The organism is Mesorhizobium sp. RSR380A, assembly GCF_054719385.1.
The window spans coordinates 1,887,770-1,912,924 of record NZ_JBTTIB010000001.1 but is presented as its reverse complement, the minus strand read 5'-3'; the positions used below and the strand labels follow the sequence as shown (position 1 = coordinate 1,912,924).

General features: G+C 63.8%; 26 protein-coding genes. 15 read left to right on the top strand and 11 right to left on the bottom strand.

Features of this window, described 5'->3' with window-relative positions; translation table 11 throughout:
* Nucleotide 1 precedes the first annotated feature (1 nt).
* The gene (locus tag ACYG9Z_RS09215) at nucleotides 2-91 is read right to left on the bottom strand and encodes a K(+)-transporting ATPase subunit F (protein ID WP_023669708.1); all 90 of its coding nucleotides are present in this window, start codon (nucleotides 89-91) and stop codon (nucleotides 2-4) included.
* 403 nt (nucleotides 92-494) lie between these two features.
* Here ACYG9Z_RS09215 and ACYG9Z_RS09210 point away from each other — a divergent pair, with 403 nt between their 5' ends.
* Nucleotides 495-2,282 (top strand): flavin-containing monooxygenase, encoded by a 1,788-nt coding sequence (locus ACYG9Z_RS09210; protein WP_023751396.1) that lies wholly within the window; start codon nucleotides 495-497, stop codon nucleotides 2,280-2,282.
* Between the two features lie 208 nt (nucleotides 2,283-2,490).
* Here ACYG9Z_RS09210 and ACYG9Z_RS09205 read toward each other — a convergent pair whose 3' ends face one another.
* Both ACYG9Z_RS09205 and ACYG9Z_RS09200 read right to left on the bottom strand, forming a co-directional pair.
* Entirely contained in the window at nucleotides 2,491-3,723 is a 1,233-nt protein-coding gene (locus tag ACYG9Z_RS09205; protein WP_023751395.1) for an amidohydrolase/deacetylase family metallohydrolase, read from the bottom strand.
* Between the two features lie 103 nt (nucleotides 3,724-3,826).
* The gene (locus ACYG9Z_RS09200) at nucleotides 3,827-4,192 is read right to left on the bottom strand and encodes a RidA family protein (RefSeq protein WP_023683098.1); all 366 of its coding nucleotides are present in this window, start codon (nucleotides 4,190-4,192) and stop codon (nucleotides 3,827-3,829) included.
* 175 nt (nucleotides 4,193-4,367) lie between these two features.
* Here ACYG9Z_RS09200 and ACYG9Z_RS09195 point away from each other — a divergent pair, with 175 nt between their 5' ends.
* A complete protein-coding gene (locus ACYG9Z_RS09195; RefSeq protein WP_023710833.1) occupies nucleotides 4,368-4,853 on the top strand; it encodes a hypothetical protein in 486 nt (161 codons plus the stop codon).
* 131 nt (nucleotides 4,854-4,984) lie between these two features.
* On the opposite strand, the gene ACYG9Z_RS09190 is transcribed toward ACYG9Z_RS09195, so the two are convergent.
* Nucleotides 4,985-5,215, bottom strand: coding sequence for a hypothetical protein (locus ACYG9Z_RS09190; protein WP_023669703.1), 231 nt, complete (start codon nucleotides 5,213-5,215; stop codon nucleotides 4,985-4,987).
* Between the two features lie 146 nt (nucleotides 5,216-5,361).
* Here ACYG9Z_RS09190 and ACYG9Z_RS09185 point away from each other — a divergent pair, with 146 nt between their 5' ends.
* The 3 genes from ACYG9Z_RS09185 (at nucleotide 5,362) to ACYG9Z_RS09175 (ending at nucleotide 8,737) form a co-directional block, all read left to right on the top strand.
* Nucleotides 5,362-6,003: a glutathione S-transferase family protein gene (locus ACYG9Z_RS09185; RefSeq protein WP_023714111.1), complete on the top strand. Its 642-nt coding sequence runs from the start codon at nucleotides 5,362-5,364 to the stop codon at nucleotides 6,001-6,003.
* Between the two features lie 137 nt (nucleotides 6,004-6,140).
* Nucleotides 6,141-7,643 carry a helicase HerA domain-containing protein gene (locus ACYG9Z_RS09180; RefSeq protein ID WP_023737555.1) on the top strand — a complete coding sequence of 501 codons (1,503 nt, stop codon included), beginning with the start codon at nucleotides 6,141-6,143 and terminating at the stop codon, nucleotides 7,641-7,643.
* Nucleotides 7,644-7,771: 128 nt separating this feature from the next.
* On the top strand, nucleotides 7,772-8,737 hold the full coding sequence (locus ACYG9Z_RS09175) for a hypothetical protein (RefSeq protein WP_023683101.1): 966 nt from the start codon (nucleotides 7,772-7,774) through the stop codon (nucleotides 8,735-8,737).
* Between the two features lie 70 nt (nucleotides 8,738-8,807).
* Here the strand turns inward: ACYG9Z_RS09175 and ACYG9Z_RS09170 are convergent, their stop codons facing one another.
* On the bottom strand, nucleotides 8,808-9,251 hold the full coding sequence (locus tag ACYG9Z_RS09170; RefSeq protein ID WP_023683102.1) for an SRPBCC family protein: 444 nt from the start codon (nucleotides 9,249-9,251) through the stop codon (nucleotides 8,808-8,810).
* Nucleotides 9,252-9,644: 393 nt separating this feature from the next.
* On the opposite strand from ACYG9Z_RS09170, the gene eglC reads away from it, so the two are divergent.
* From eglC to ACYG9Z_RS09155, 3 genes are read left to right on the top strand one after another with little or no spacing between them, the layout of a single operon-like run.
* Entirely contained in the window at nucleotides 9,645-11,069 is a 1,425-nt protein-coding gene (eglC, locus tag ACYG9Z_RS09165; protein ID WP_023669698.1) for an endo-1,3-1,4-beta-glycanase EglC, read from the top strand.
* The gene (locus ACYG9Z_RS09160) at nucleotides 11,070-12,830 is read left to right on the top strand and encodes a type I secretion system permease/ATPase (protein WP_023751394.1); all 1,761 of its coding nucleotides are present in this window, start codon (nucleotides 11,070-11,072) and stop codon (nucleotides 12,828-12,830) included. It begins immediately after the preceding gene.
* A gap of 3 nt (nucleotides 12,831-12,833) precedes the next feature.
* A complete protein-coding gene (locus ACYG9Z_RS09155; protein WP_023747056.1) occupies nucleotides 12,834-14,153 on the top strand; it encodes an HlyD family type I secretion periplasmic adaptor subunit in 1,320 nt (439 codons plus the stop codon).
* On the opposite strand, the gene ACYG9Z_RS09150 is transcribed toward ACYG9Z_RS09155, so the two are convergent.
* The 3 genes from ACYG9Z_RS09150 to ACYG9Z_RS09140 form a co-directional block, all read right to left on the bottom strand.
* Nucleotides 14,140-14,454 (bottom strand): type II toxin-antitoxin system RelE/ParE family toxin, encoded by a 315-nt coding sequence (locus ACYG9Z_RS09150; protein WP_023751393.1) that lies wholly within the window; start codon nucleotides 14,452-14,454, stop codon nucleotides 14,140-14,142. The two genes, ACYG9Z_RS09155 and ACYG9Z_RS09150, sit on opposite strands and share 14 nt — an antisense overlap.
* Nucleotides 14,451-14,732 (bottom strand): type II toxin-antitoxin system ParD family antitoxin, encoded by a 282-nt coding sequence (locus ACYG9Z_RS09145; protein WP_023751392.1) that lies wholly within the window; start codon nucleotides 14,730-14,732, stop codon nucleotides 14,451-14,453. Before ACYG9Z_RS09145 ends, ACYG9Z_RS09150 begins: the two co-directional genes overlap by 4 nt.
* Nucleotides 14,733-14,800: 68 nt before the next feature.
* Complete coding sequence (locus ACYG9Z_RS09140; RefSeq protein WP_023714104.1) at nucleotides 14,801-15,796, bottom strand: GlxA family transcriptional regulator; 996 nt, start codon at nucleotides 15,794-15,796, stop codon at nucleotides 14,801-14,803.
* A 206-nt stretch (nucleotides 15,797-16,002) separates the two neighbouring features.
* On the opposite strand from ACYG9Z_RS09140, the gene ACYG9Z_RS09135 reads away from it, so the two are divergent.
* From ACYG9Z_RS09135 to ACYG9Z_RS09115, 5 genes are all read left to right on the top strand, one after another.
* Nucleotides 16,003-16,209: a hypothetical protein gene (locus tag ACYG9Z_RS09135; protein ID WP_023751391.1), complete on the top strand. Its 207-nt coding sequence runs from the start codon at nucleotides 16,003-16,005 to the stop codon at nucleotides 16,207-16,209.
* A gap of 356 nt (nucleotides 16,210-16,565) precedes the next feature.
* Entirely contained in the window at nucleotides 16,566-17,714 is a 1,149-nt protein-coding gene (locus ACYG9Z_RS09130; protein ID WP_023751390.1) for an amidohydrolase, read from the top strand.
* An 89-nt stretch (nucleotides 17,715-17,803) separates the two neighbouring features.
* On the top strand, nucleotides 17,804-18,163 hold the full coding sequence (locus ACYG9Z_RS09125; RefSeq protein WP_023751389.1) for a hypothetical protein: 360 nt from the start codon (nucleotides 17,804-17,806) through the stop codon (nucleotides 18,161-18,163).
* A gap of 103 nt (nucleotides 18,164-18,266) precedes the next feature.
* Complete coding sequence (locus ACYG9Z_RS09120) at nucleotides 18,267-19,142, top strand: alpha-1,2-fucosyltransferase (protein WP_023698639.1); 876 nt, start codon at nucleotides 18,267-18,269, stop codon at nucleotides 19,140-19,142.
* Nucleotides 19,139-20,071, top strand: a complete 933-nt coding sequence (locus tag ACYG9Z_RS09115) for a glycosyltransferase family protein (RefSeq protein ID WP_023751388.1) — start codon at nucleotides 19,139-19,141, stop codon at nucleotides 20,069-20,071. The genes ACYG9Z_RS09120 and ACYG9Z_RS09115 overlap by 4 nt, the downstream gene beginning before the upstream one ends.
* On the opposite strand, the gene ACYG9Z_RS09110 is transcribed toward ACYG9Z_RS09115, so the two are convergent.
* On the bottom strand, nucleotides 20,037-21,248 hold the full coding sequence (locus ACYG9Z_RS09110) for a cytochrome P450 (protein WP_023751387.1): 1,212 nt from the start codon (nucleotides 21,246-21,248) through the stop codon (nucleotides 20,037-20,039). The two genes, ACYG9Z_RS09115 and ACYG9Z_RS09110, sit on opposite strands and share 35 nt — an antisense overlap.
* A gap of 13 nt (nucleotides 21,249-21,261) precedes the next feature.
* Nucleotides 21,262-21,930, bottom strand: coding sequence for a hypothetical protein (locus ACYG9Z_RS09105; protein WP_031199642.1), 669 nt, complete (start codon nucleotides 21,928-21,930; stop codon nucleotides 21,262-21,264).
* Nucleotides 21,931-22,128: 198 nt separating this feature from the next.
* Between ACYG9Z_RS09105 and ACYG9Z_RS09100 the strand changes: the two genes are divergently transcribed.
* Together ACYG9Z_RS09100 and ACYG9Z_RS09095 are read left to right on the top strand one after the other, a co-directional pair.
* Nucleotides 22,129-23,121, top strand: a complete 993-nt coding sequence (locus tag ACYG9Z_RS09100) for a hypothetical protein (RefSeq protein WP_023751386.1) — start codon at nucleotides 22,129-22,131, stop codon at nucleotides 23,119-23,121.
* 160 nt (nucleotides 23,122-23,281) lie between these two features.
* A complete protein-coding gene (locus ACYG9Z_RS09095; protein ID WP_023751385.1) occupies nucleotides 23,282-23,722 on the top strand; it encodes a lipid-binding SYLF domain-containing protein in 441 nt (146 codons plus the stop codon).
* A gap of 287 nt (nucleotides 23,723-24,009) precedes the next feature.
* On the opposite strand, the gene ACYG9Z_RS09090 is transcribed toward ACYG9Z_RS09095, so the two are convergent.
* Nucleotides 24,010-24,990: an ABC transporter permease gene (locus tag ACYG9Z_RS09090; protein ID WP_023669687.1), complete on the bottom strand. Its 981-nt coding sequence runs from the start codon at nucleotides 24,988-24,990 to the stop codon at nucleotides 24,010-24,012.
* Nucleotides 24,991-25,155: the final 165 nt, after the last annotated feature.

The following is a 25,155-nucleotide window of genomic DNA, read 5'->3' as shown; positions in this document are numbered from 1 at the left end:
TTCAGAAGCGTTCTGGGCGAACGAGGGCGTATGTCAGGTAGACGAGCAGGAACAAGGTCACGCCGCCACCGAGGATGTAATCGACAAGCATGGTGCGATCCTTCCGCTTAAAGAGCGTCGCAAGCTTTGATGTAGGCGAGGGAAAGACCGAAGAACAAAACCTCGATCCCGATGACGACAATGTCCATTTGTGTTGGTCCTTGCTTCTACTTGTATTTGGCCCCAGTTGCCGGAGAGCCATGAATTCCATGAGGACGACCCGCCGTAGCTTCGAGGGCTACGGCGTCCGGAGCGTTTTGCTCGAAGTGGAATATGGACCCGATCGCCATAAAGGTTCGAGACGGGCCGCGGAGGAAAGATATAAAATTCCTATAAAGATTTCCGGGAGATGGCTCCGTTCCGGGCCGCTAGAAACCGAGGCCATGATATCGCGACCCCTCTTGCGGCGCCGCCGTCTTTCGAAACAATGGGAACGCAAAACGAGGGAAAAACAGATGCTCGACATGGCACCATCGAAACAGGCGGCGACATGGCTTTGCGCGCTTGCACGGGCGCTGGAAGCTGATGACGCCGAGGCGGCCGCCAACCTGTTCGTCGAGGATTGCTACTGGCGCGATCTGCTGGCTTTCACCTGGAACATCACCACGATGGAAGGCCGCGGTGCGATCCGCGACATGCTGCAAGCGACGCTGGCGGAAGCGAAGCCCTCACACTGGACGCTGTCCGGCGAGGCGACCTCGGATGAGGGCACCGTCGAGGCCTGGTTCACGTTCGAAACGTCGGTCGCGCGGGGCGAAGGGATTGTGCGCCTCACGGACGGCCGCTGCCGGACCTTGTTCACGGCGGTGCGGGAGCTCAAAGGGTTCGAGGAGAAAAAGGGACCGGCGCGGCCGCTCGGCATCCGCCACAAGGCCGACCCTGCACGCGAGACATGGGCGGAGGCGCGGGCGCGCGAGACGCGCGATCTCGGCGCCACCGAGCAGCCCTATTGCCTGGTGATCGGCGGCGGGCAGGGCGGCATCATGCTCGGCGCGCGGCTGAGGCAACTCGGTGTGCCCACCATCATCATCGAGAAAAATGCGCGCCCCGGCGATTCCTGGCGCAACCGTTATCGCTCGCTCGTGCTCCACGATCCGGTCTGGTACGACCATCTGCCCTACATTCCGTTCCCGGAGAACTGGCCGGTGTTCACGCCCAAGGACAAGATGGGCGACTGGCTGGAGATGTACACCAGGGTGATGGAGCTCAACTACTGGGTCGCCACCAAATGCCTCAGCGCCAGCTATGACGAGGCCGAGAAGGTGTGGACTGTGGTGGTCGACCGCGTCGGCCGGCAGATCACGCTGAAGCCGAAGCACATTGTCTTTGCCACCGGCGCCTATGGCCCGCCACGCCAGATCGCGCTGCCCGGCGCCGAGACCTTCAAGGGCGAACTCCTGCATTCCAGCCAGTATGCAAGCGGCGAGAAATTCCGCGGCAGACGTGTCGCTGTCATCGGCGCGGCAAGCTCGGGGCACGATGTCAGCGTCGACCTCTGGGAGAGCGGCGCAGACGTCACCATGATCCAGCGGTCGCCGACGACAGTGGTGAAATCCGACACTCTGATGGAAGTCGGCTTCGAGATCTTCTCGGAAAAGGCTTTGGCGCGCGGCATCAGCACCGACAAGGCCGACCTGATCGTCGCGTCCACGCCGTTCGCGCTTGTACCCAAGGGCCAGCGGGATCTTTACGAGGTGATCAAGGCACGCGACGCAGACTTCTACGACCAGCTACGCGCCGCCGGCTTCGCCATCGATTTCGGCGAGGACGAGACCGGGCTGTTGATGAAGGCCTACCGCACCGGCTCCGGCTACTACATCGATGTCGGCGCCTGCGAACTGATCATCAATGGCGAGATCAAAGTGAAGAGCGGCGTCGGCATCAGTTCATTGACGCCGACCGGCATCCTGTTCGACGACCGCAGCGAGCTGGCCGTCGATGCGATCGTCGCCTGTACCGGCTACCAGTCGATGAACGAGACCGTGGCGGCCATCGTCTCGCGCGAGGTCGCCGACAAGGTAGGGCCATGCTGGGGCCTCGGCTCCGGCGTCAAGGGCGATCCCGGTCCTTGGCAAGGCGAGCTGCGCAACATGTGGAAGCCGACGGCCCAGGACGCGCTGTGGTTCCACGGCGGCAATCTGGCGCTGTCGCGGTTTTACTCGAAATATGTGGCGCTGCAGATCAAGGCGCGGATGGAAGGGATTGCGACGCCGGTGTTTGGGGCGGTGAGTAATTCGGGGTAAGGTTCGACCCCCACTCCGTCGAGCTTCGCTCGACACCTCTCCCCCGATCGACGGGGGAGAGGAATGGCGCGAAGCGATTCCAGCTGGCGCCTTTCCTCTCCCTCCGGAGGGGGGAGAGGTGGCTCGGCGAAGCCGAGACGGAGTGGGGGAAGGCGGTCCTCAAACGCGCCGCCGAAAGACAGACCATCTCCCATGAAGGGGAGACCAGCTAATCGTGCCTACGCCCGAAATGCCGTGCCGCGACCTCGACATGCGCATGGTGCGTGTGGGCCTCGAAGCGCTCGGTCTCGTTGTGGTCGGCGGCTTCGTTCGGCCACCAGACACCACCCACGACGATGCCGTCCGATGTGAGCCGCTGATCCGCGATCAGCGCCGCACCGACCGCATCGACGAAGGTAAAGCGCCCGGGGCGCAGTCTCAGCACCGCGACATCGCCGACACCGCCAACTTTCAGCGTCCCAAGCTCCGGCCTGGCGATCGCCTCGGCTGGCCTTTGCGTGGCGGCGCGCAGCACCTCGACCAGCGGCATGCCCAGCGCCATTAGCTTCGACATGCAGACCAGTATGTCGAAGGCCGGACCGTCGACGCAATAGAGATGCACGTCGCTGGAGATGACGTCGGGCGCGAGGCCCTCGGCCAGCATCGCTTTCGCCACGGCGAAGTCGAACGATCCCATGCCGTGGCCGATGTCGAAGATGACGCCGCGTTCGCGGGCCAGCCGCATGTCCGGCCGCACCGCGCCGGAGGCGAAGACCGGCGCGTTGGGGAACGGGCGAAAACAGTGCGTGAGGATGTCACCCTTGCGCAGCCGCGGCAGCACTTCGGAGCGGCCGGGCGGCGGCTCGTCTATATGCGCCATCAGCGGCAGGCCGGCCTGGTCGGCGGCTTCCAGCGCGAGATCGACCGGCGCGATGCCGCTGGCGCCGCCGGCATGCTTACCGGAGCGCACTTTTACGCCGACGACGACATCGGCGTGCTCGCGCACCGCAGCCACCGTCTCGCGTGGCTCGCAGAGCCTGAGATCGCTGCATTCGCCGACAGAGACGCTTTGCGAGAAGCCGAATATGCCGGCAAAGGAGATGTTGACATAGGCCAGGATGCGCACCTTCGAGCGCTCGATGACATGGCGGCGAAAGCCCAGAATATTGCCGGCGCCGGCGCTGCCGGCGTCGATGAAGGTGGTGGTGCCGCTCTTGGCCGCCAGCCGGTCGGCATCGACGCCAAGCGAGGTGCCGCCCCAATAGACATGGCTATGCAAATCGATGAGGCCGGGCGTGACGATGCAATCACGAGCGTCGACTATCTTGGTGGCGTGCTCGGCATCGATCGCCGCCTCGATGGCCACGATGCGTCCGCCCGCAACGGCGACATCGCGCGGCGCGTCCAGGCCCGAGGCCGGATCGATCAGGCGGCCGCCCTTGATCAGGAGATCGAACTGCATCGGCGCCTGCCTCTCTTTGTTTCGGGGCATGATCTTTGGACAAAACGGTTTCCGTTTGTCCGAGAAAACCGGTTTCCACTTTTCGGGATCATGCCCCGACTGGTCAAACCGGCCGGTAAGCGACGGCTTCGACCTCGATCTTGATGTCGATCATCAGCCGCGATTCGACCGTGGTGCGGGCCGGCGGATTTTTCGGGAAGTGCTTGGCGTAGACGGCATTGAAGGCGCCGAAGTCGCGCGCGTCCTCGAGCCAGACCGTGGTCTTGACGACATCGTCCATGGTGCAGCCGGCCAGCGCGAGTGCTGCCTTCACATTCTGCAGCACCTGCTCGGTCTGCTCGGTAATGCCGCCCTTGACCACAATGCGGTCGCCGTCGACCGGCACCTGACCTGAGATGTAGACGAAATCCCCGGCGCGCACGGCCGGCGACAGCGGCACGTGGGATGTTCCAAAACACTCTTTGGGCAAAGGAAACTCCTGTTCAGAATGGCGGGCCGCGCCCCGTTTTCGACGACCGCTCTACGCCTGTCCCGGTGATCCTCATAGGGGGCTTTTTGGAAAGCAGCATTTTTCCAAACGCGTGTTGCTTTATCGCAGGCTCGCCAGCATCTTGCGCGTCGCATTTTCCCGACAGGAGATTTCAATGACCTTCGACAAGAACCCGTTTCCAGAGGGCGATGCCGATCGCCACGCGCTCTGGGAAATGTTGGTGCGGCGCGACATCGACGCCTTTATCGGTCAGGACTGGTCGATGGTCGAGGATGATTTCCTCGCCGACAGCTTCTTCGGCATGCATGCGCATTTCCTCAGCGATGCCGACGCTTGGCGTCTGCAATTCCCGAGCCTTGCCGTCTATCGCGACGAATGGCTGCGCCAGGCCAAGGAGACGGCGACGACCAGATTCGCCGAGCCGCTGCGCGAGGCGCTGTTTCGCGTCACCAACATGCGCGACATCGATGTCGATGGCGACCGCGCCGTGCTGCACAAGAAGTTCAACGGCTCGGTGGCCAAGGCCGATGGCAGCGTCGACAAGCTGAAATGGCAGACGCTGTATTTCTGCAGGAAGGTGGCGGGCCACTGGAAGATCGGCGGCTTCGTCGGCTACATGCCGCATCCCTTGGGGAACTGAGGTTTACCCGCTGATGCTATTGCCGGCCTTCGCGCACGAGACGTCCGCTTCCGGGCTGCAGCTGTAAAAGCTCGCCAACCGAACCCACTCGAGCTCAAGCGAGTTGAACGGGACAGGTTCGTCCAACAGGGCTAGCGGGAGCGGTGGTCGAACACAACCGCCATGGTCTTACCAATTGCCGCCATGACGACGAGTTCGACGAGATCGTCGTCGCTGTCGACACAGGTTGGATCCATGCGGCGGATGGCGTCGAGCGCCGCCCTGGTCGAGACGGTATCGCCGGCGCGGAATCTGGAAAGCGCAGAGGAAACAAGGTTCTGGGTTGTCACGTCGATGACAGGTACGCTCGGCACTACGTTCATGGCTTCCTCCTGCCAAGAACCCTCTCCCGAAGGAAATAATACGCCGAACGACGGCGTGTGCCAGCGGAATCGTGGTCCGACCAGATTGCCGAGAGGGCACGTTTGCGTGTTTGATAGGATCGAGCCCACAGCGTCCAGGACACGACATGAAACTGTACTTCAGCCGCAATCCCAATCCGCGCCTTGCGGTAGCAACGGCACGTCATCTGCAGGCCAAGGTCGAGTGTGAGTTCGCGGCACCCATGGCGCCCGGACAGGCTGAGCGGTTTCGTCAGCTCAATCCCAATCTTACCCTGCCGATATTGGCATGGACGGGCGGCAGCCTGTGGGAAGCCGACGCCATAGCCTGCCTTCTGTCGCGCGAAGCGGGTTCGGATTTCTGGCGCGGCGGCGGCGACCAACCCGACATGATCCGCTGGCTGAGCTGGGGCAAGGAAAATTTCGTGCGGGCCTGCGACACCGTGCATTTCGAGCGCGGAACCAAGCAGCGCTACGGGATTGGGCCTGTCGACCAGGGCAAGGTCGAGGAGGGGCTGGCGGAGTTCCGCATCGCGGCAGCGATTCTCGAGGCGGAGCTCGCCAAGCGGCCATGGCTTGTGGGCAAGTCGCTTTCCTATGCCGATTTCCGCATGGCGACGTTTTTGCCGTTCAACGATGCAGCCGGCCTGCCGCTGGTGGACTATCCCTCTGTTCTGGGTTGGTATCGCCGGCTCGAAGCCATCGATGCCTGGCGCGATCCCTTCGACGGGCTGGAAGCGCCGCTTCTGCCGCCGGTCAACTCCGCTTGATGTGCCTTCCCTTTGGGCAGATGGGCTGATGTGTGGCGCTTTGGCAGCATAGGTGTGGAACAGCGGGCGAGTTGCCATGGCGCGCTCGACGGCTCGCGGCCGGGTTGATAAGCCCTGTCCGCAAGGAGAGTCGTGACATGACCGTAGCCATCGAGATGGGACAGACGACGGCGGGTGCGTCGGCGGCGCTCGACCTTGAGGAGCTGCTGGCCACCCGGCTTCTGGTGCAGGGCAATTCCGGCTCCGGCAAATCGCACCTTTTGCGCCGGCTCCTGGAGCAGAGCGCGCCCTGGGTGCAGCAGACCATCATCGACCCGGAAGGCGATTTCGTCTCGCTGGGCGACCATTACGGCCATCTGGTCATCGATGCCGAGGAGCATACGGAGCGTGGCCTGCAAGCAGCCGGCGAGCGGGCGCGCATCCACCGCGTCTCCACGGTGCTCAATCTCGAAGGGCTCGATGCCGAGAACCAGATGCGGCGCGCCGCTGCCTTTCTCGGCGGGTTGTTCGAGGTTGCCCGCGAGCATTGGTATCCGATGCTGGTGGTGGTCGACGAAGCGCAGCTGTTCGCGCCCGCCGTGGCCGGCGAAGTGTCCGACGAGGCGCGAAAGCTCTCGCTCGGCGCCATGACCAATTTGATGTGCCGCGGCCGCAAGCGCGGCCTTGCCGGCATCATCGCCACGCAGCGGCTGGCAAAGCTCGCCAAGAATGTCGCGGCGGAGGCGTCCAATTTCCTCATGGGCCGTACCTTCCTCGATATCGACATGGCGCGCGCCGCCGACCTTCTGGGCATGGAACGGCGTCAGGCCGAGGCGTTTCGAGACCTGGAGCGCGGGCACTTCATGGCGTTGGGCCCAGCGCTGTCGCGCCGTCCGCTGGGCGTGCGCATCGGCCAGACCGAGACCAGCCCGCGCAACGGTACGCCGCGGCTGATGGCAATGCCGGAAACAGCGCTTGAAGACGCGCGCGCCATCATCCTGGCGGCGCCGCCGCCCGAGACGATGCGCGCGCCGCGCCGGATGGCGTCGCCGGAGCTGCTCGACCAGCTGATGGCGGCCAAATCAGCGGCGATGGAGATCCGCCCGGAACCTGCGGAACCGGCGGTAAGCGCCGAGGATATGGCCGAGCGGCGAGAGCGGGTGGACCGTGTCCTGCGCGCCATCCTGGCGCAGCCCGATGCGGGTTTCCGCGTCATCGGCGTGCTTTATCAGGAGTTCGTCGTCCGCTGCCGCATCGAAGGCCTCGCTTCGGTGGTGCCGGACCTCTCAGAATTCCGTCGCATGCTGACGCGTGCCCGCGCCGGGCTCGGCGCCGACATGGCAGGAGATGACGCCTGGCAGGACGTTTCCGTGCGCGCCTCGCTGCTGCCCGAGGACATGCAGGGCGTGTTCATGATGATCGCCCGCGCCGCCAAGGAGGGCTGGCCGTGCCCGAGCGACGCGGCGATCGCGCGCGCCTACGGCTCGCATTCGCTGCGGCGCGCCCGGCGGCTGCTCACCTATATCGAGGAGCAGGGCCTCATCGTCTGCCAGCTCGACGGCACCGGCCGCCGCACGGTGACGCTGGTCGAGCTCGCCTGGGCGACGGCGCCGGGCGACCCCAATGCCGCGGAGGCGGAACAGGGCAGCCTGGCGCTGTGAAAGGCGAACAGGCAGCTACCTGACTTGCTTGCGCGGTTCTGAACAAGATGTGTTTCGCCGATCGGCGCGCGACGATTTATGATGGGTTTCCGAGAATCGCAGAACGGTTCGGGCGGGAGGGTTGTCCGGTGCGGTTGAAATCTCTGGCTGTCTTTGTCTTTGGCCTCCTCGCCGTCGCCGGCATCGCCTTGACGATGTCTGCCCGGTCTTTTGCCGCGTCCTCCGATATACCGGCCTGGCTGCAGGCCCATGTCGGCAATGACGACGGCGAGATTTCGCAAGTGGTGCTGGAGCGGGCGCGCGCGCTTTACCTGAAGAAGGTCGCGCAAGGCGCGGTCCACAATGGCTGCTATTTCGCCATGGATGCGACTCGCCCCGGCGATCTCGGCAATGGCGTGCTAGGGCGGCGCTACTACGTCATTTGCGAGGCCAAGCAGTCGTTCAGGGCGATCTCGTCGGGCCATGGCGGCGGCCGCAATTTGAAAGGCGTGGTCGATTTCTCCAACGGCAAACGCTGCGCGAAAAACTTCGGCAATGCCCTGGACTCGTCCTTGACGACCGGTGGCGCCTATATGACCGGCGAGGCAAAGATCTCATTCAAGGGTTTTTACCGCATCGGCGCAAAAAAGGACCAGGCGCTGCTGCGCACCTTCATCCAGTTCGACGGTGAGGGGGAGACGGCGAATGCCAGGCAGCGGGTGATCGGTGGCCACGCGGCGCGGCTGTTGCGCGGCATGTGCCTGCGCAAGAACCCGAACAGCTCCTATGCCGACCATGACGGCTTCGTGCCATACGGCAAGCTGGTGGATTATGCCGGCGGCCGCAGCAATGGCTGCACCAGCTGGTCGCCGTCCGACGCCGACCAGATCATTTCGATGGTGAAGGGCAATCCGACGACGCTCTATATCTACCCGGAATCGCGCGACATCACCGCCGTTGGTAAATCGGGCGCCTATTGGAATGCGTCCTGCCTGAAGGAGATCGGCAAGCCGAAATTCTGGCCGCGAAAGAGCCTTGAGCCGATCATCGCGCAATACGCCAAGGACAACCCGCCACCGCCGCCACAACCGTTGCCGATCTGCACCGGGCCGTGAGGGATGAGTCCTCGGCTCGGCATTGTCGGCGGCGCGGACTGGCTGGGCGGCGCCGCCGATCCGATGGGCTCTACTGATTGATCTCGGGTTCGACGAGCTTTGCCAGATTGCGCAGCGACTCCTGCCAGCCGAGATAGCAGGCTTCGGCCGGAATAACGTCCGGAATGCCGGCCTGCGTGATGTCGAGTTCCGTGCCGACCGACACTTTCTTCAGGAGCACGGTCACTTCGATCTGGCCGGGCAAATTGGGGTCGTCGAACCTGTCGGTGTAGCGCAGGCGCTCGCCGGGAACGAGTTCGAGATATTCGCCGCCGAAGGAATGGCTGCCGCCCGTCGTGAAGTTTCGGAACGACATCTTGAAGGCGCCACCGACTTTCGCGTCGAAGCTGTGCACGGTGCAAGTGAAGCCGTTCGGCGGAAGCCATTTCGCCAGCGCGTCGGCTTCTGTGAATGCGCGGTAGACCTTCTCCGGGCTGGTCGTCAGAACGCGGTGCAAACGTACGGTGCTTGGCATCTCTTCGGTATCCTTTGTGGTTTCGTTGTTCGATGCCCCAAGGACGGGTGAACCTCACCCGGTCCGACATAGCCTGTCAAATTTTCTTGAGCCCTTCGCCGGCAGCCATCCGCCCGCGACTTCGAGTCGCCGCCTCAGGCAGGCGGTCGTGTCGCGTCATTGCCTAACCTTTCGGCGCGGATCTCACAATTTATTAAAATTGTAAGTCTCTCCTACAAAGTTGTATTAGGATCAGCTTAACGCCTTCGGCATTATCTATTAAATGATGGGCGACGATCTCCTTGGTGTACTATAGAATGATTCCCTGGAACGACGGATCAATTTAAGAGTTGATCCGAATGGTCGCTCGAAGGTTGTCGAACGACCAAGGCAGCACGCGCAAGGAGTGTCGGAATGACCACAGTCCTCAACGCCAAAGGCATTCCACTTCCATATACCGGCGCTTCCACCCATTGGTTCTCGGCGACTGGAGGCGCGCCTTACCGCTACGGCACCTCGGGCAACGATTCCTTCTGGGGCGACACCAACGTCAAGGTCACCATGTATGGCGGCGCGGGCGACGACTATTACCATCTCTATTCGACGATCAACAAAGCGGTCGAGAACTACGGCGCGGGCGTCGACACGATCGATACCTGGATGAGCTACAAGCTGCCCGCCAATTTCGAGAACCTCGTCGTCACCGGCGACGGCCACTATGCCTTCGGCAATGCTCAGGACAACATCATAACGGGCGGCGCTGGCAGCCAGACGCTGGACGGCGGCAAGGGCAATGACGTGCTGATCGGCGGCGCCGGCGCCGACACCTTCATCATCACCAAGGGCAATGGCAGCGACCTTATCTCCGATTTCGGCGCGACCGACACGGTGCGCCTCAACGGCTATGCCTTCACCTCGTTCGAGGCCGTCCACGCCAATATGGTCCAGGTGGGATCGAACGTGCAGCTGAACCTCGGCTCGAGCGAGGTGCTGGTGTTCCACAACACCACGATCGACAAGTTTCAGCCCGGCCAGTTCGAGCTGCCGATCGACAAGACCGGCATGACGCTGTCCTTCAACGACGATTTCAACACGCTGAGCCTGTGGAACGGCCAGAGCGGCATCTGGGATTCCAATTTCTGGTGGGGGGCGCAGAACGGCAGCTCGCAGCCCCAGAACGGCGAGCTGCAATGGTATATCGACGCCAATTATGCGCCGACCAGCTCGGTCCATCCGTTCAGCGTCGCAAGCGGCGTGCTCACCATAACCGCGGCGCATGCGCCCGACGACATCAAGCCGCTGATCAACAATTACGAATACACTTCCGGCATACTGACGACGCACGACACCTTCTCGCAGACCTATGGCTATTTCGAAATGCGGGCCGATCTCCCGGAAAATGCCGGCGCGTGGCCGGCCTTCTGGCTTCTGCCCGAAGACGGTTCATGGCCCCCGGAACTCGACGTGATCGAAATGTATGGGCAGAACCCGAATGCGCTTCTCATGACCGCGCACACAAATGAGACGGGAACCCACACCACGGTCGGGTCGACGGTGAATGTCTCCAACACCGACGGCTATCACACCTATGGCCTGTTGTGGACGCCGGACAAGCTGGTCTGGACCTATGATGGCGTCCAGGTCGCGGAAGCGGCGACGCCGTCCGATATGAACAAGCCCATGTATATGCTGGTCGACCTTGCGGTCGGCGGTCAAGCCGGCGCGCCGCCCGACCATCTGGCGACGCCCGCGCAAATGAAGATCGACTATATCCACGCCTATACGCTGAACGATTTGCAGCAGAGCCATCTGAGCACGACAGCCGAGCACGCGGTCTAGATGTCACGGGACCGCGCGCCACTCAGGGATGCGGCCATCGGCCTGCGCCCGGTTTTCCTGCCCGGCATCGCCGATATCGGCATCTTTTCGTTGCTGATCAACATCCTGCTCCTGGTGATCCCGCTCTATCTGCTGCAGGTCTATGACCGGGTGTTGCCGTCCTCCAGCGTCGAGACGCTGCTTTATCTCTCGGCCATGGCGGTCCTCGCGCTCGCCTTCCTCGGCCTGCTGGACGCGGTCCGCGCCATCTACGCGCAACGTGTTGCGGCCACCGTCGACCTGAAACTGGGTGCGCGGACATTCGCGGCCTCGCTTGGCGCCAGACATGCCGGCAGCGGGCTGTCGCCGCTGAACGACCTTGCCACGACTTGCGCCTTCATCAGGTCGCGCGGCGTGGCGGTGTTGTTCGACCTGCCGTTTGCGCCCGTCTTCCTGGCCTTGCTCTATTTCATCCATCCCGTCCTGTTCTGGCTGACGCTCGCCGGCGCCGTGCTGCTGTTTCTCTTGGTCGTGGCCAACCAGCTTGCCATCGGCAGGAACGATGCCATGTCGGCGGAACGCTCGGCGGTGGCCAGCCAGGCGGAACAGGCCTTCGCCCGCAACACCGACACGTTGCGCGCCATGGGCATGGTGCAAAATGCCGCCGCGGTCTGGGGACAACACGTTGCTGAGGCGCTGACCCTGCATGACCGTTCCGGAAGCGCCAATGCGATCTTCAGCGCGACGTCGCGGGCGCTGCGCATGATGCTGCAACTGGCGATCCTCGGCGCCGGCGCGTGGCTGGTGCTACAAGGGCAGATGACCGCCGGCATGATCTTCGCTTCGTCGCTGGTGTCGTCGCGCGCGCTGCAGCCGCTCGACCAGCTGATCGGATCCTGGCGGCAGATCGTCGACGCCAAGCGATGCTGGAAGCGGCTGGACACCGCCCTTGCGGCGCAACCAGCGCAGGGGCGCAAGCTCGCACTGCCCGATCCATTGGGCGCGATTTCGGTGCAGGATCTGTTCTTCATCGCGCCGACTGCGGCTTTCGGCACGGAGCCCATCCTCAAGCGGTTGAATTTTGCCATCGGCGCCGGCGAAGCGGTGGCGATCGTCGGCCCGAGCGGGGCCGGCAAATCGACGCTGGCGAAATTGCTTGTGGGCGCGCTGCAGCCGACCGGCGGCGCGGTCAGGGTCGACGGCGCCGACCTGAGGAGCTGGGACGAAACCCAGCTTGGCAGGCATATCGGCTATCTCGCGCAGGAGGTGGAGCTTTTCCCGGCATCGATCGCGCAAAATGTCGCCCGCTTCGAACCCGACGCCGATGACGCCGCGATCGTCGAAGCGGCCAGGCGCGCCGAGGCGCATGAGCTGATTCTCACGCTGCGCGACGGCTATCAGACCATGATAGGCCCGTCGCATACCGTGCTGTCGGGCGGCGAGCGCCAGCGGATAGGGCTGGCGCGCGCCTTCTACGGCAAGCCACGCATGCTGGTGCTGGACGAGCCCAACGCCCATCTCGACGGCAGTGGGGAGGCGGCGCTCGAAGGGATGCTTTCGGCCGCGCGAAGTGTAAGCGTCACGACAGTCGTCATCACGCATCGCCCTTCGATCGCCGCGGCCTGCGACCGCGTCATGGTCCTGCGCAACGGCATGGTCGAAGCTTTCGGCCCTGCGAGCGAGGTGCTGAGGCAACCGGCGGCCGGCAAGGCCGGGAGCGCGGTGGTGACAGGCTCGTTCGTGCCGACCGTGCGCCCGCACAGCGTCCGCTTCGGGTCATAGACGATGATGCAGCAGAGCCTCGCCTTCGAAGGTCGACCGCGCACCGACTTCCGCCGCATGGCCGTCGTCGGCTACGTGGCCATAGCGCTCTTCGTCGGCTGCTTCGGCTATTGGGCGGCGAACGCGCCGCTCTCCGGCGCGGTGATCACCTCCGGCACGATCTCGGCGACGGGCGGCAACATCCTCATCCAGCACCCCGAGGGCGGCATCATCGAGCAGTTGCTGGTGCATGAAGGCGACCGCGTGCAACAAGGCGAACCGCTGGTCCTGCTCGACCGCAGGGCGGCCGAGACCGACCTCAACCGGCTGACCAGACAGACGATCGCGCTCAGGGCAAGTGCCGCGCGACTTGAGGCCGAGCGCGACGGATCGGACAGGCTGGCGCCGATCGCCGAAGCAGCACCCGCGCCGTTCCAGCGCGATTTCGACAATCTGGTGCACGAACAGCAGAAGGAGTTCGAGGCCAGGCTCGCCCGGTTCCGCTCCGAGCAGTCGATCCTGGCGCAGCGCGTCGCCATGCATCGTGAGTCGGCGCTGGGACTTGACGCGCAGAAACTGGCCATCCAGCAACAGGCCGAGATCGTGAAGAAGGAACTCGGCATCAAGACCGGCCTGCTCGACAAGGGTCTCACCAACCGCAGCGAATATTCGCAGCTTCTGCGCAGCGAGGCCGATCTGGTCGGCCAGGCCGGCGCGCTGGAGGCGGATATCGCAGCGACCAAGACGCAGATCGTCGAAGCCCAGGCGCAGGTCGAGCGCGCGACCACGCAGCGCGTCGAGGACGCGCTGACCAAGCTCGACGAGGTTCGCACCAGCCTGGCCGACATCGGCGAACAGATCACCGCAGCCGAGGCGGTGCTGGGGCGCACGACGATCAAGGCGCCGGCAGCCGGCATCGTGGTATCCTCGATCTACAACTCCAAAGGCAGCGTGATTGCGCCGGGGCAGAAGATCATGGAGATCCTGCCGACCGCGTCGGGCCTCATCGTCGACGCGAAGCTGCGGCCGAAAGACGTGGACCTGGTTCGCGTCGGCCAGCCGGCGAAGCTCAGGCTGTCCGCCCTGAACGCGCGCCTCACCCCTGAGGTCCCGGCTACGGTGACGCAAATTTCCGCCGACCGGCTGATCGATGAAACCACGCATGAGGCGTATTTCCGCGCCAGGCTGAAGATCACCGACACGCTGCCGCAGGGCGTGAAAGCCGAGCAGCTTTACCCGGGAACGCCGGTCGAGGCGTTTATCAGCACCGGCGACCGAACCTTCCTCGAATATCTGGCGCGGCCGATGCTGGACTCGTTCGCGCGGGCGTTCACGGAGCGATAGGCGCCAACTCGTCCTCCCAGTTGACGCCGCCGTAGAACACCCTGAGAATCACCACCTGGTCGCCTTCTACGGTGAAGGCCACAGTCAGGCGGCGCTCGAAGCCAACGATGCGAAGCCCCGGCCGCACGTCATCCCTTAGGATTCCGCGTTCCGAGGCATAGTCGAGACCCAGGCAAAATCGCTCGATCCGCTCGATGTAGTGAAGGGCGGTGAGGTTGCCGGATGCGTGAGCGACCGTATCGTATATCCATAACAGGTCCGTCTGGGCTTCCGGCAAAAGGACAACATGCCGGCGCTTCACACGTTCCCCTTGAGGCGAGCTGCGTGATGTGCGCGGATGCTGTCAAAAGACTTGTCGGCCGGGATGGCCTGGGAGGGGTCTGCCTTCCACCTATCATAGGTCGGCGCGACCTCCTCACGCAGCCAGAGCTCCACGGCGGCGTCGCGTTCCTGCAATGCGCGAAGACCGGCGCGGATCACTTCACTGCTGGTCGCGTATGTGCCGGACCGAACGAGCTGGTCGATGAAAGCAGCCTGCTCGGCCGGCAGGCTGAAGGTGCGTTTTTCGGTGGCGGACATGGATCCCTCCTATCAGGTTGGTATGATAATATCATACCAACGGCGAGATCGCACGCCCCAATATAGGCTTAGGGACCGCTCCCCTTGCCGTCGGCAAAGACACCGGACATTCGGTTCGGATGCCTGAGATGGGTCGGCGTGATACCGGTCTGATGGCGGAAGACACGGCTGAAATGGCCGGCATTGGGAAAACCGCAGCGGTAGGCGATGTCGCCGATTGCCAAGTCGCTCCCCTCCAGCAGCGACTTGGCCTGATGTACGCGCAGCGCAAGATAGGCGGCCATCGGGCCGATGCCGAGCTCGGCGCCGAACAGCCGCTCAAGCTGGCGCCGGGATAACTGCAACCGGCCCGCGATCTCGGCGACCGACAGCGTCTCCTGGAGATTGCTTTCCATCAGAAGCAGCGCCCGTTTCACCGCTCGGCTCGACGCGGCCGGAAAGAGATCGCCGACGGGCTGCACATCCAGGCTCGAGCGGATGCGGTCGAGCACGAGGATCTTGGCGGCTTTTTCCGCAGCCTTGCGGCCGATGAACTGCGACACGAAATGGCCGGCAAGGTCGGCCGCACCCGTGCCTCCGGCGCAGGTCGAGCGGCCCCTATCGACGGAAAACAGGCTGTCGGCATGGGCGTTCACATCAGGGAATTGGCTGCGGAAATCCTTGATGTGAAACCAGCTGACGGCAGCACTGTAGCCATCGAGCAGACCGTAGCGCGCGAGCACGAAGCTGCCGGTGCAGAGTGCCGTCAGCGGCACGCCCTTTTCGGCCGCCCGCAACAGGAAGGCCTCCTTTTCGGAGCTGAGGCTGCGGTTGGTGTCGAGCAGGCCACCGACCACGACGACATTGTCGAACTCCTGCGGATTGCCGATCGCCTTGGTCGGCAGCAACTCGACACCGCAACTCGCCCGGATCGGCAGGCCACGCTCGCCGACGATCTCCCAGTCGAACTCGATCCGGCGGCTGCGGTCGCCCTCATCGCCGGCCAGCCGCAGCGTGTCGATGAACAGCGACAGCGGCGACAGCGTGAAGTCGCGAACCAAGAGAAACGCAAACCGCCTGGCCATTGTTGCTCCGAAACCGTTCCTTCGGGTGGATGGAAGCAATTATCGCGAAAGATGTCGCACAGGCGAGCACGCGGCGCTTTTCAGGAGAAGCCACCGGATGTCGGAGATGAGATTGACGACTTTCTGATGCGCCGTCACGGTATCGCTTTGGCTTCAACAGGCCGAGACCGCTCGCATCCATAACAATTTGCCGCTATATTGGGTTCATGACAAAAGCACAGACCAAACAGGAGCTGACCGGCAAGTGGGTGGTGCGCGATTCCCGCAGCGGCCGCTACGTTGAAGTGCGCGGTGCTGATTCGATGAAATCGTCGCAGTTGCCCCTGAAAAAGGGTGTGGACCTTACGATGCCGATTGCTAATCAAGCCCTCAAAGGCGGCTCTCACCAGGTGCGCAAACCCAGGGATAGTTGATCCTTGCCAGGGGCGCTTCTCGACACGCATACGTTTTATTGGCTGGTAACGGCCGCAGGCACGCTTTCGGAAGAAGCTCTCATCGCAATCGCCGAGAGCCAAACTGCGGGCAAGCTTTATGTTTCCCCAATCACTGCGTGGGAATTGGCGATCGCGTCCCATAAGCCGACGCACAAGAACCCGCCCTATCTCGGCATAGGAGGATCCCGGCGACTGCTACCTGATCGCAACGGCGCGAGTAAGAAAAATTCCGATCATCACCCGCGACACAATCATGCAGGGGCTTGCCTCGCCGGACTATCTACAGATCATTGTATGTTGAGTTTGCAGCCACAGCACTAAGCGGAGCCCCAACCATGACACTGACCAATCGCGATATCATCGAGCTGACGGCATGGCGGCGCAGGCTGCACCAGCGGCCGGAAATCTCCAACGAGGAAGAAAAGACCGCCAAGGAAGTCGTCGCCTTCCTCGCCGATACCGGGCCGGACAAGGTGCTGACCGGCCTCGGCGGCCATGGTGTGGCAGCGGTGTATGACAGCGGCCAGGCCGGGCCGACGGTGCTGTTCCGTTCGGAGATCGATGCGCTGCCGATCGAGGAGCTTTCGGGCGTCGAGCATGCCTCGCAGGTGCCGGGAAAATCGCATATGTGCGGCCATGACGGCCACACCGCGATCCTGGCCGCACTCGGCCGCCAGCTCGGACGAGAACGGCCGGCGCGCGGCCGCGTCGTCTTGATGTTCCAGCCGGCGGAAGAGACCGGCAATGGCGCGGCCGGCGTCGTCGCCGATGCGCGCTTTGACGAGATCGCGCCGGATTTTGCTTTCTCCCTGCACAATCTGCCGGGCGTGCCGTTCGGCGAGGTTCGCCTCAAGCCCGGCGTGGTCAACTGCGCCTCGCGCGGCATACGCATCGTGCTGGACGGCAAAACCGCGCATTCGTCCATGCCCGAAACCGGCGTGTCGCCGATGCTGGCGGTGAGCGAGCTCATGCCGCTGCTGCCGGCGCTCGGCCGCGGCACCTTTGCCGACGATGATTTCAGCATGGTCACCGTCACCCATGCGACGATGGGTGAGGCCGTGTTCGGCATCGCGCCTGCTCACGCCGAGGTGTGGGCGACGCTGCGTACAAGGCGCGACGAGCGCATGGCGGAACTGGTCGCGGCGGCGGAAGCGTTGGCCACCAGGATCGCGGCCGAGCATCACCTTTCCGTGCGCTGCGACTATCACGAGATCTTCGTCGCCAGCGTCAACGCTCCAGACGCGGTGGAACATCTCAACCGCGCGCTGGACGAAGAGGGCGTCGCGCGCAGCGAGGAAGCCTTGCCGATGCGCGCTTCGGAAGATTTTGGCATCTTCGGCCACAAGGCGAGCTCAGCCATGTTCTTTCTCGGCGCCGGCGAGCGCCATCCTTCGCTGCACAACCCCGATTATGATTTTCCCGACGATCTGATCCCGATCGGTTCGAAGATCTTCATGCGCACGGCGCGCAACCTGCTGGGGTGAGCGGCCCCTGCAAAATCCGCATCCTGAAGCTGCCTTTTTCCCGCTGGAATCGTCTTGTAGTCGCGTCCTACATTAGGAGGGGCTTGCGGATGAGAATTGCAATGGTCGTCGCGTTGACTGCGACAGTGGCAGGGTGCGTATCGTCTCCGGTCCAGTATGGAGCCTCGCTCTCGACCCAAGACCCGAAATGGGCGACGCCGGAATGCCAGCAGGCCCGCACCGATGCCATGAATTATGACGCGCGCGAGAAGGAGCATCCGGGATGGGCCGCCGGCGTCGTGCTGGGGCCCTACAGCATGGGTCTCGTGGCGGCGATCAAGGAGCATGAGCAGCAGCGGCGCCGGCTGCTCGCACGCGAGGTGCATTTGCAGTGCTCAAGCCTGCCCTTGCCGAGGGATCTGGACTTCGATCCAAAGATCTACGCGCCAAAGCCGACGCATTATCCCTGAGGGTGGCTTGACGGCGGCGATCATGATGCGCCCTTGGCCAGAGGCCAGTCGACCGGCCCGCGCAGCTCGGGTAACAATGACCGTCTTTGGCGAAAGGGGTCCAATGCGGCAAGTGCCCATCGTGATGCAGCCGTTTGGCGGCATGGCGAACAAGATGTTCCAGTACATGTTTTGCCATGTGCTGGCGAAGCGTATCCCCGGTGGCTATGTCTGCGACGCCGACCTGCCGGAATGGTCCATTGCCAGGGTGCGGCCGCCTTTGTTGTGGAAATACCGGCTGCTTCGGGTCGACGGCTATCACCGCTACGACCTCGACGGGATCATAGCCGCGTTCCGCGACAGGCGGGCGCGGAGCATCCGCTTCAAGGGCTTTGCGCAGCGGCTGGGTTATTATGACCGGGACGAGGTCTCCGGGCTTTTCGACGGGCGTGCCGTCGCCGCGCCGACCCATGGCGACGATTTCCTCGTCATCCATGTGCGGGCCGGCGACATCCTCGACGGCTTCCACCGCAACTATTGCCCGATGCCATTCGGCTTCTTCGAGACGCTCATCAAGGATAGCGGCCGCAAGCCGGTCTTCGTCGGCCAGACCCATGAGGACAACGATTATTGCCGGCGCCTGCGTCAGCGTTTTCCCGATGCTGTCTTCGCGCCGAAGGCGTCGCCATTGACCGATTTCGAGACGCTGCGCCGGGCGAGCCATCTCGTCACGGGGGTGAGCAGCTTCTCCTGGCTGGCCGGTTGGTTGTCTTCGGCGCGGACGATCCATCTGCCGGTGGCCGGCATATTCGACCGGTGCATCAGGCCGGATATCGACCTGCTGCCCCTTGACGACCCACGCTATCGGTTCCACCAGTTCGACATGGGCGACTGGACGGGCTCTTCGGAGCAGCTTGCGGCATTTTATGGCGATGCGATCCCGTTCCGGCAGGTCGAGCCTCAAGCAGCAGCGGGTGGCGCGGGGAAAGCGTTGCGATGAGAATTCCGTTTTCCGTCAACAGGCCGGTGATCTGCGCGATCATGAAGCTGGAGCAGCCCTATGTGATCGAGTGGGTCGCCTGGCACAAGCTGCATGGCTTCGACCTGATGATCGCCGACAACTGCAGCGCCGGCCCGCAGTCGGCGGTGCTCCAGGCGTTGCGCGATGCCGGCTGGATCCGGCTCGTCGACTGGCGGCACGACACGGTGCTGCCGCAGCGGCGGGCCCATTCCTATCTTTACTGGCAGGCATTGCTCCACGGCTATCGCTATCTGGGCTTCATGGACGCCGACGAGTTCCTCGAGCCGCTCGACGGGCCGCCCTGGAGCGGAGCCGAACTGGTCCGCTCGCTTTTGAGCCGCCCGGGCGTGCGCAGCGTCGCCTTTCGCTGGGTGAATTTCGGCAGCGACGGCAAAGAGGCCTATGACGACGAACTGGTGACGGTGCGGTTTCAAAGGCGCGGCACGCATGACGCCCCGACCGCGCGCTGGAAGAAGTCGTTTGCCCGCGTGTCCTCGGTGCTGCGCAAGGCGCTGCGGGATCCCGGGCAGTTCATGCCGCACCCGCACGGTTTCCGCATCTCGCTGCGCAGGACGCTGGTCGACGGCATGACGCTCGACAAGCACCCGGCGGCCATGCCGATGGAATGGAAGATCGGCTGGATCCGCCACTATGCCGTGAAATCGAGGCAGGAACTGGCCGACAAGCATGCCCGCGGCGGCGGCTTCACGCCGTCGAGCGAGGCGCCGTCGCTGGACGAGTACCGGGTATCGAGAGATCAGAACGATATTCTCGATCCGCTCGACGATGCGACGGTGGGCGCCTTGCGGGCAAAGGTTTCGGAAATCGTCAGGTCGCTCGACCCGGCGGTCATCGCTCAGACGCGGCCGCTTTTCACGCAGCGGGGTCGAGGATCAGCGGCGCGGTAGCCATGCCGTGAAACGACATCGTGGCGCGGCGCTCGGCATTTGCGGCATCGAGCCGCCATCCGGGCGCACGGGTGAACAGGGCTTCTATCATCGCCGCGATCTCGATACGGGCGACATGTTGCCCGAGGCAGACATGCAGGCCGGTGCCGAAGGTCATCGACATGGCTGGCGGGCGCGTGAGGTCCAGCCGGTCGCCATCGGCGAAGACGGCATGGTCGCGATTGCCGCTGCCGAGCACCGGCACGACCGCTTCGCCAGCCGCAATCCTGACGTCGCCGAGGTCGATGTCCTGCGCCGCGATGCGGGCGACGGCGTATTGCACCGAGGCGCCATAGCGCAGCAGTTCGGCCGCCGCGCTGCTCCAGTCGACAGCGCCGCGCTCGAGCAGCGCGCGCTGATCGGGAAAGCGATCCAACGCAACAATTGCGTTACCGAGAGCGTCGACGACAGTCTCCTGTCCGGCAAACAGCATGAAGACGATGTTGGCCACCATGTCCCCGCGCGACCAGCGGCCTTGCGCAACCTCCCGCACCATGCCGGCAACCATTCCGTCCGGCCGGTAGGCCTGTCGAGCCAGCCGCTCCTCGACAAAAGCCTGGCATTCGCGATAGGCCTCGGCGCTTGCTGCCGGCGGCTGCGCTCTTCGCAGGTCGAATGCGCTGGCCATGCGGCGGGTCACCGATTTCAACGCCCAAGGGTCCTCGATCTCGATGCCGAGGATTTCCTGCAGCAGCCAGAAGGACACCGGCACGGCGAGCCCGGCGACGGCGTCGACGCGGCCATCCGCCAGCGCACGCTCGACCAGCTCGTGGCTCAGCGCGCGAAGACCTTGCGTCAGCGCTTCGATGGCCGGCCGTGAGAAAAAGCCAGCGACCGGCCGGCGCAAGGCGCCATGCTGAGGCGGATCGGCGAGCAGCACCGAGCGGCTGAGCAGAGCCATGGGCGCATGGTCGACGAGCTTGCGGCGGACCTCTTCATATGTACCCGGCGGCGCCTGAAGAAGAGCGGGATGCTTCAGCGCGCCCGACACCAGCTCATGGCTGAACACATAATGCGCGTCGGCCAGTTCGGGATAGGGCGCGACGCCGCGCGCAATGCCGCCGGCGGCACGCATGCGGGCGAAATGCGGAAACGGGTCGTCGCCGAGCGCGAACGGATCGAAATGCGGAGCTGTCATGACGGCTCGAATCTCATGCCTTGAGATTCTTGGCTGAAATGACCCTGAAGCCGCCTGACGTGGCGTCCTGCGGGAAGAAGTCCGGCATGACGTAGAGGAACTCGCATCCGTAGACGCGGTAGTGCATGCGCAGCAGCGGATCGCGGATGATCTCTTCCAGCGGCGGTCTTGTGCCGGTCTGGTTCCAGCGGTCGATGGTGGCGCGGAACCGCGCATCGGCCTTGACATGATCATACTCGTCGCCCGAGGAGCCGGCATAGGACGAGCAGCGGCCATCGCCGATCAGCCAGCTGGCGCCCAGGCGGCGGCCGTGGCTCTCCATCTCCTTCAAGAGCCGCACCGCCGTGTTGGTGCCGCGATGGCTCGGCCGGACGCAGAGATTGTAGGCGTAAAGCGCGTAAACCGGCTCGCTGCGCGGCAGCGATGCATAGGCATCGAAATTCCTGGGGAAATCGGCGCGCACCAGCGGATCCTGGCTGGTCTCGGCAAAGCAGATGGTGCCGGCAAGCAGATCGCCATCGATCGCGCCGAACATGGTGTGTCCGAGTGCCAGCCGGTGGCGGATGGTCGTTTCGCTCGCCTGCAGCGGGGCTGCCCAGGCGGCAGCCTCAAGCTCCATCAGCAACGGCATGTCTTCCAGCTCTAACCGGCGGATGGGTATCGCAACATCGTCTAAATTCATGTGTCGGCTGCCTCGACTTCTAACGCGTTGATGGCGCATGGCAGTTTCTTGCCAATGCGGTTTGCAGCTTCACGGAAACGTCAACCTGTTCTATCTCCTGTTTGACGCATGCCGGATCGAGAACCATTTCACGGCTTTCACAAGCCTGTCTAATCATCATGGTTCCCCTTTGCAATTACATACGGACAACGGAAACGCATGATATTTTACGTCGCGCATCGGGAGCACGCCTACACGCAGGCGGTGGTGCTTCTGTATCACCGGACTGACCTGGAGGCGTGGTTCCGGCTGGTGCGCTACGAGGATGCCGGGCTGCTGCGCGGCGTTCGCGCCGGGGTGGTCATCTGGTCCGACATGGACCGGCTGACATCGGACGAATTGAGCCGCGCGGCCGGCATCAGCGCCGAACTGGCTGACAACACCGGCCTGACGCAGCTCAATCACCCGACCGCCAGCCTGCAGCGCTTCGACCTGCTGCGCCTGCTTCACGCCGACGGCAGCAACGCTTTTCGTGTGTTCAGGCCGGACGAGTTGGAAGAGCCGATACGCTATCCCGTTTTCATCCGCGACGAGACGGGCGCACTCTACAGGGAGCCGCCGCTGCTGCACGACCGGCCGGCGCTGGACGCCGCGATCGCCCGGCTGGACGGTAGCGATCTGGTGCGGCCGATGGTGGTGGAGATGATCGGCACCCCCGGAATGGACGGTTATTTCAGGAAGTACGCGGCGTTTCGGGTCGGCGATACGATCTACGGCCAGCATTGCGCCATGTCGAAATCGTGGTTCGTCAAGAATTCGCCCGAGCAATTGCTGCCGGCGCATATCGAAGAAATCAGGACCTATGTCGATACGAATCCTGACGCCAATGCGGTCATGCAGGTCTTCGAAAAAGCCCGCATGCAGTATGGCCGCATCGACTACACTTTCGTGGACGGCAGGCTTGTAGTGTTCGAGATCAACAGCAACCCCACCGTGCTCAGCGACCCGCCGACGCCGTTCGCCATCTATGACCCCAAGCCCTTTGCCGATCTTCAGGCCGACGCGCTGCTCGCGCTGCCGCAGGCTACCGAGGCGGACTCGCTGGCTGCAATCGACACCGCCCACCAGTCGGCGCTGGCCAAGTTGCGGCGCCATTACCAGATGAGGCGGCTGAAGTTAATGCTGCGAAAAGTGCTCAGGAAGAGAAAATAGGCGCCGCCTCCTCCGCAACCCGAAAGTACACCACGTCACGTTACGTCGGATCTTGTCACAGCCTGCCTGGAACCAAATCACGGGCTAGATTGTTCAAGTTGGTTACGAATTCGACGCCGCCTGCCGGCTGGGCAAGCGGCGCACTTGAGGAGCTCCCACCATGACCATCTCGTCCAGCTTTCGTTCGCTTGCGGTTGCGGCCATCACAACTGTGTCCGTCAGCGCTGCCAGCGCCGCGCATGCCGATAGCGGCACGATCCGCTTTGCCGTCTACAAGGCGGCCTTCTTCGTCGGCGGTTCCGGCGGCGAGGGGACGCTGACCTTCCACGGCCGCTCCTATCCCATCACGATCGGCGGCGTTTCGGGCGGCTTCGCCTTCGGGGTTTCCAAGACCTATTTCCGGGGCACCGTGCGCCATATCCGCAGGGTGCGGGATGCGACCGGCGTTTATGGCGCGGCCGGCGGTGGCGGCGCGCTCGGCAAAGGCGCGCAGGTGATCGTCATGACCAACGACAAGGGCGCCCAGCTCGAGCTTACGGGCCCGCAGGTGGGGCTGCAGGTGAATGCGGATCTCAGCGGGATGGCGATTTCGTTGAAGTAAGGGGCGTTGCGTCTGGGTGGGCAAGGTCGTCCAGGATGATGGCAATCGCGTAGGGCGGTCCCCCACTCCGTCTCGGCTTCGCCGAGCCACCTCTACCCCCACATTCGTGGGGGAGAGGAAACGCTAGTTTTCGAGGTCGCGGCCTCGACAGTGTTGAGTTTTTTCTTCGCCCGAAAAGCTTGGGTTCCTCCTCGAAAAGCTTGGCATTTCCTCTCCCCCACGGACGTGGGGGTAGAGGTGGCTCGGCGAGCCGAGACGGAGTGGGGGCTGGCGCTGGCCTCGGCCCCCTACCGCTCCTCCACAATCCGCAAATACGCCGCCGTCACGAACAGCACGATCAGCCCGAACAAGATCCGCCGTGCCCCCTCCGGCATCTGCAGGATGGTCAGCAGTGTTGTCAGCACGGTCAGGATCAGGGCGCCGATGATGGTGCCGGTGTAGCCGCCGCGGCCGCCGAAGATGGAGGTGCCGCCGATGACGGCGGCGGCGACCGAGGGCAGCACCAGCGGTTCGGCGAGCGACAGCGAGGGGGCCTTGATCAAGCCGATATAGAGCAGGCCGGTGATGCCGGCGAGCGCGCTGGAGGTGACGTAGAGCGCGGTGATGACCTGCCAGTATTGCACGCCCGACAGGCGGGTCGCGCGCTCATTGTCGCCGACGGCGTAGAGCAGGCGGCCGAAGCCGGTCCGGGCGAGCGTGAAGACGATGAGGGCGGCGAGCGGCACGAACAAAAGCAGCGCGTTGGGGAAGCCCCATGTCACGCCGGTGCCGAGCCAAGCCAAGAAGTCGGGGATTTTTGCGCCCGACGCGATCACCGTGCGCTGGTAGACCTGCAGGCAGCCGGTGCCGATCAGGCTGGTGCCCAGCGTCATGATCAGCGGGTGGACGCGGAAGACACCGACGCCGATGCCGTTGACGAGGCCGATCAGCACCGCCGGCATCATCGCCAGCAGGAACGCCACCGCCGGGTCCTGGTTGACCACTTGCGTCGCCATGATGAAGGCGCTCATCGTTGCCACCGTGCCGACCGACAGGTCGATGCCGCCGGTCAGCATGGTCATGGTCTGGCATCCCGCGAGGATCGCCAGCGGGATGGCGAATTTGATGGTGTTGGCGATCCAGCGCTCGTTGACGATGCCGGGGCGCAGGACCTGCAGGATTATAACCAGGATGGCGAGCAGGACGATCAGCGGGATGAGCGGGCGATCGGCCATGAAGCGCTTTATGCGGCGGCCGAAGGGGACCGGGGTGATGGCGGTGGTGCTCATGGGGCGGCTCTTGGTGTTGTGTGCTGCGAGGATGGCGCTCTACGGCGCCCCCCTCTGGCCTGCCGGCCATCTCCCCCACTTGTGGGGAGATTGGCAGCTTCAGCGCCTCGCTCCTTTTTGCAACGTTGAAGGCTGGCGAAAGCAGCGATGACAGCTGATCTCCCC

What these genes read in the sequence shown, in the direction of transcription:
- ACYG9Z_RS09135 (WP_023751391.1), top strand. Translation starts at nt 16,003, where the DNA reads ATGACAAAAGCACAGACCAAACAGGAGCTGACCGGCAAGTGGGTGGTG.
- ACYG9Z_RS09180 (WP_023737555.1), top strand. Translation starts at nt 6,141, where the DNA reads ATGACCGTAGCCATCGAGATGGGACAGACGACGGCGGGTGCGTCGGCG.
- ACYG9Z_RS09170 (WP_023683102.1), bottom strand. Translation starts at nt 9,251, where the DNA reads ATGCCAAGCACCGTACGTTTGCACCGCGTTCTGACGACCAGCCCGGAG.
- ACYG9Z_RS09130 (WP_023751390.1), top strand. Translation starts at nt 16,566, where the DNA reads ATGACACTGACCAATCGCGATATCATCGAGCTGACGGCATGGCGGCGC.
- ACYG9Z_RS09110 (WP_023751387.1), bottom strand. Translation starts at nt 21,248, where the DNA reads ATGACAGCTCCGCATTTCGATCCGTTCGCGCTCGGCGACGACCCGTTT.
- ACYG9Z_RS09090 (WP_023669687.1), bottom strand. Translation starts at nt 24,990, where the DNA reads ATGAGCACCACCGCCATCACCCCGGTCCCCTTCGGCCGCCGCATAAAG.
- ACYG9Z_RS09100 (WP_023751386.1), top strand. Translation starts at nt 22,129, where the DNA reads ATGATATTTTACGTCGCGCATCGGGAGCACGCCTACACGCAGGCGGTG.
- ACYG9Z_RS09185 (WP_023714111.1), top strand. Translation starts at nt 5,362, where the DNA reads ATGAAACTGTACTTCAGCCGCAATCCCAATCCGCGCCTTGCGGTAGCA.
- ACYG9Z_RS09155 (WP_023747056.1), top strand. Translation starts at nt 12,834, where the DNA reads ATGATGCAGCAGAGCCTCGCCTTCGAAGGTCGACCGCGCACCGACTTC.
- ACYG9Z_RS09145 (WP_023751392.1), bottom strand. Translation starts at nt 14,732, where the DNA reads ATGTCCGCCACCGAAAAACGCACCTTCAGCCTGCCGGCCGAGCAGGCT.
- ACYG9Z_RS09190 (WP_023669703.1), bottom strand. Translation starts at nt 5,215, where the DNA reads ATGAACGTAGTGCCGAGCGTACCTGTCATCGACGTGACAACCCAGAAC.
- ACYG9Z_RS09140 (WP_023714104.1), bottom strand. Translation starts at nt 15,796, where the DNA reads ATGGCCAGGCGGTTTGCGTTTCTCTTGGTTCGCGACTTCACGCTGTCG.
- ACYG9Z_RS09115 (WP_023751388.1), top strand. Translation starts at nt 19,139, where the DNA reads ATGAGAATTCCGTTTTCCGTCAACAGGCCGGTGATCTGCGCGATCATG.
- ACYG9Z_RS09120 (WP_023698639.1), top strand. Translation starts at nt 18,267, where the DNA reads ATGCGGCAAGTGCCCATCGTGATGCAGCCGTTTGGCGGCATGGCGAAC.
- ACYG9Z_RS09125 (WP_023751389.1), top strand. Translation starts at nt 17,804, where the DNA reads ATGAGAATTGCAATGGTCGTCGCGTTGACTGCGACAGTGGCAGGGTGC.
- ACYG9Z_RS09095 (WP_023751385.1), top strand. Translation starts at nt 23,282, where the DNA reads ATGACCATCTCGTCCAGCTTTCGTTCGCTTGCGGTTGCGGCCATCACA.
- ACYG9Z_RS09195 (WP_023710833.1), top strand. Translation starts at nt 4,368, where the DNA reads ATGACCTTCGACAAGAACCCGTTTCCAGAGGGCGATGCCGATCGCCAC.
- ACYG9Z_RS09210 (WP_023751396.1), top strand. Translation starts at nt 495, where the DNA reads ATGCTCGACATGGCACCATCGAAACAGGCGGCGACATGGCTTTGCGCG.
- ACYG9Z_RS09105 (WP_031199642.1), bottom strand. Translation starts at nt 21,930, where the DNA reads ATGAATTTAGACGATGTTGCGATACCCATCCGCCGGTTAGAGCTGGAA.
- ACYG9Z_RS09215 (WP_023669708.1), bottom strand. Translation starts at nt 91, where the DNA reads ATGCTTGTCGATTACATCCTCGGTGGCGGCGTGACCTTGTTCCTGCTC.
- eglC (WP_023669698.1), top strand. Translation starts at nt 9,645, where the DNA reads ATGACCACAGTCCTCAACGCCAAAGGCATTCCACTTCCATATACCGGC.
- ACYG9Z_RS09160 (WP_023751394.1), top strand. Translation starts at nt 11,070, where the DNA reads ATGTCACGGGACCGCGCGCCACTCAGGGATGCGGCCATCGGCCTGCGC.
- ACYG9Z_RS09205 (WP_023751395.1), bottom strand. Translation starts at nt 3,723, where the DNA reads ATGCAGTTCGATCTCCTGATCAAGGGCGGCCGCCTGATCGATCCGGCC.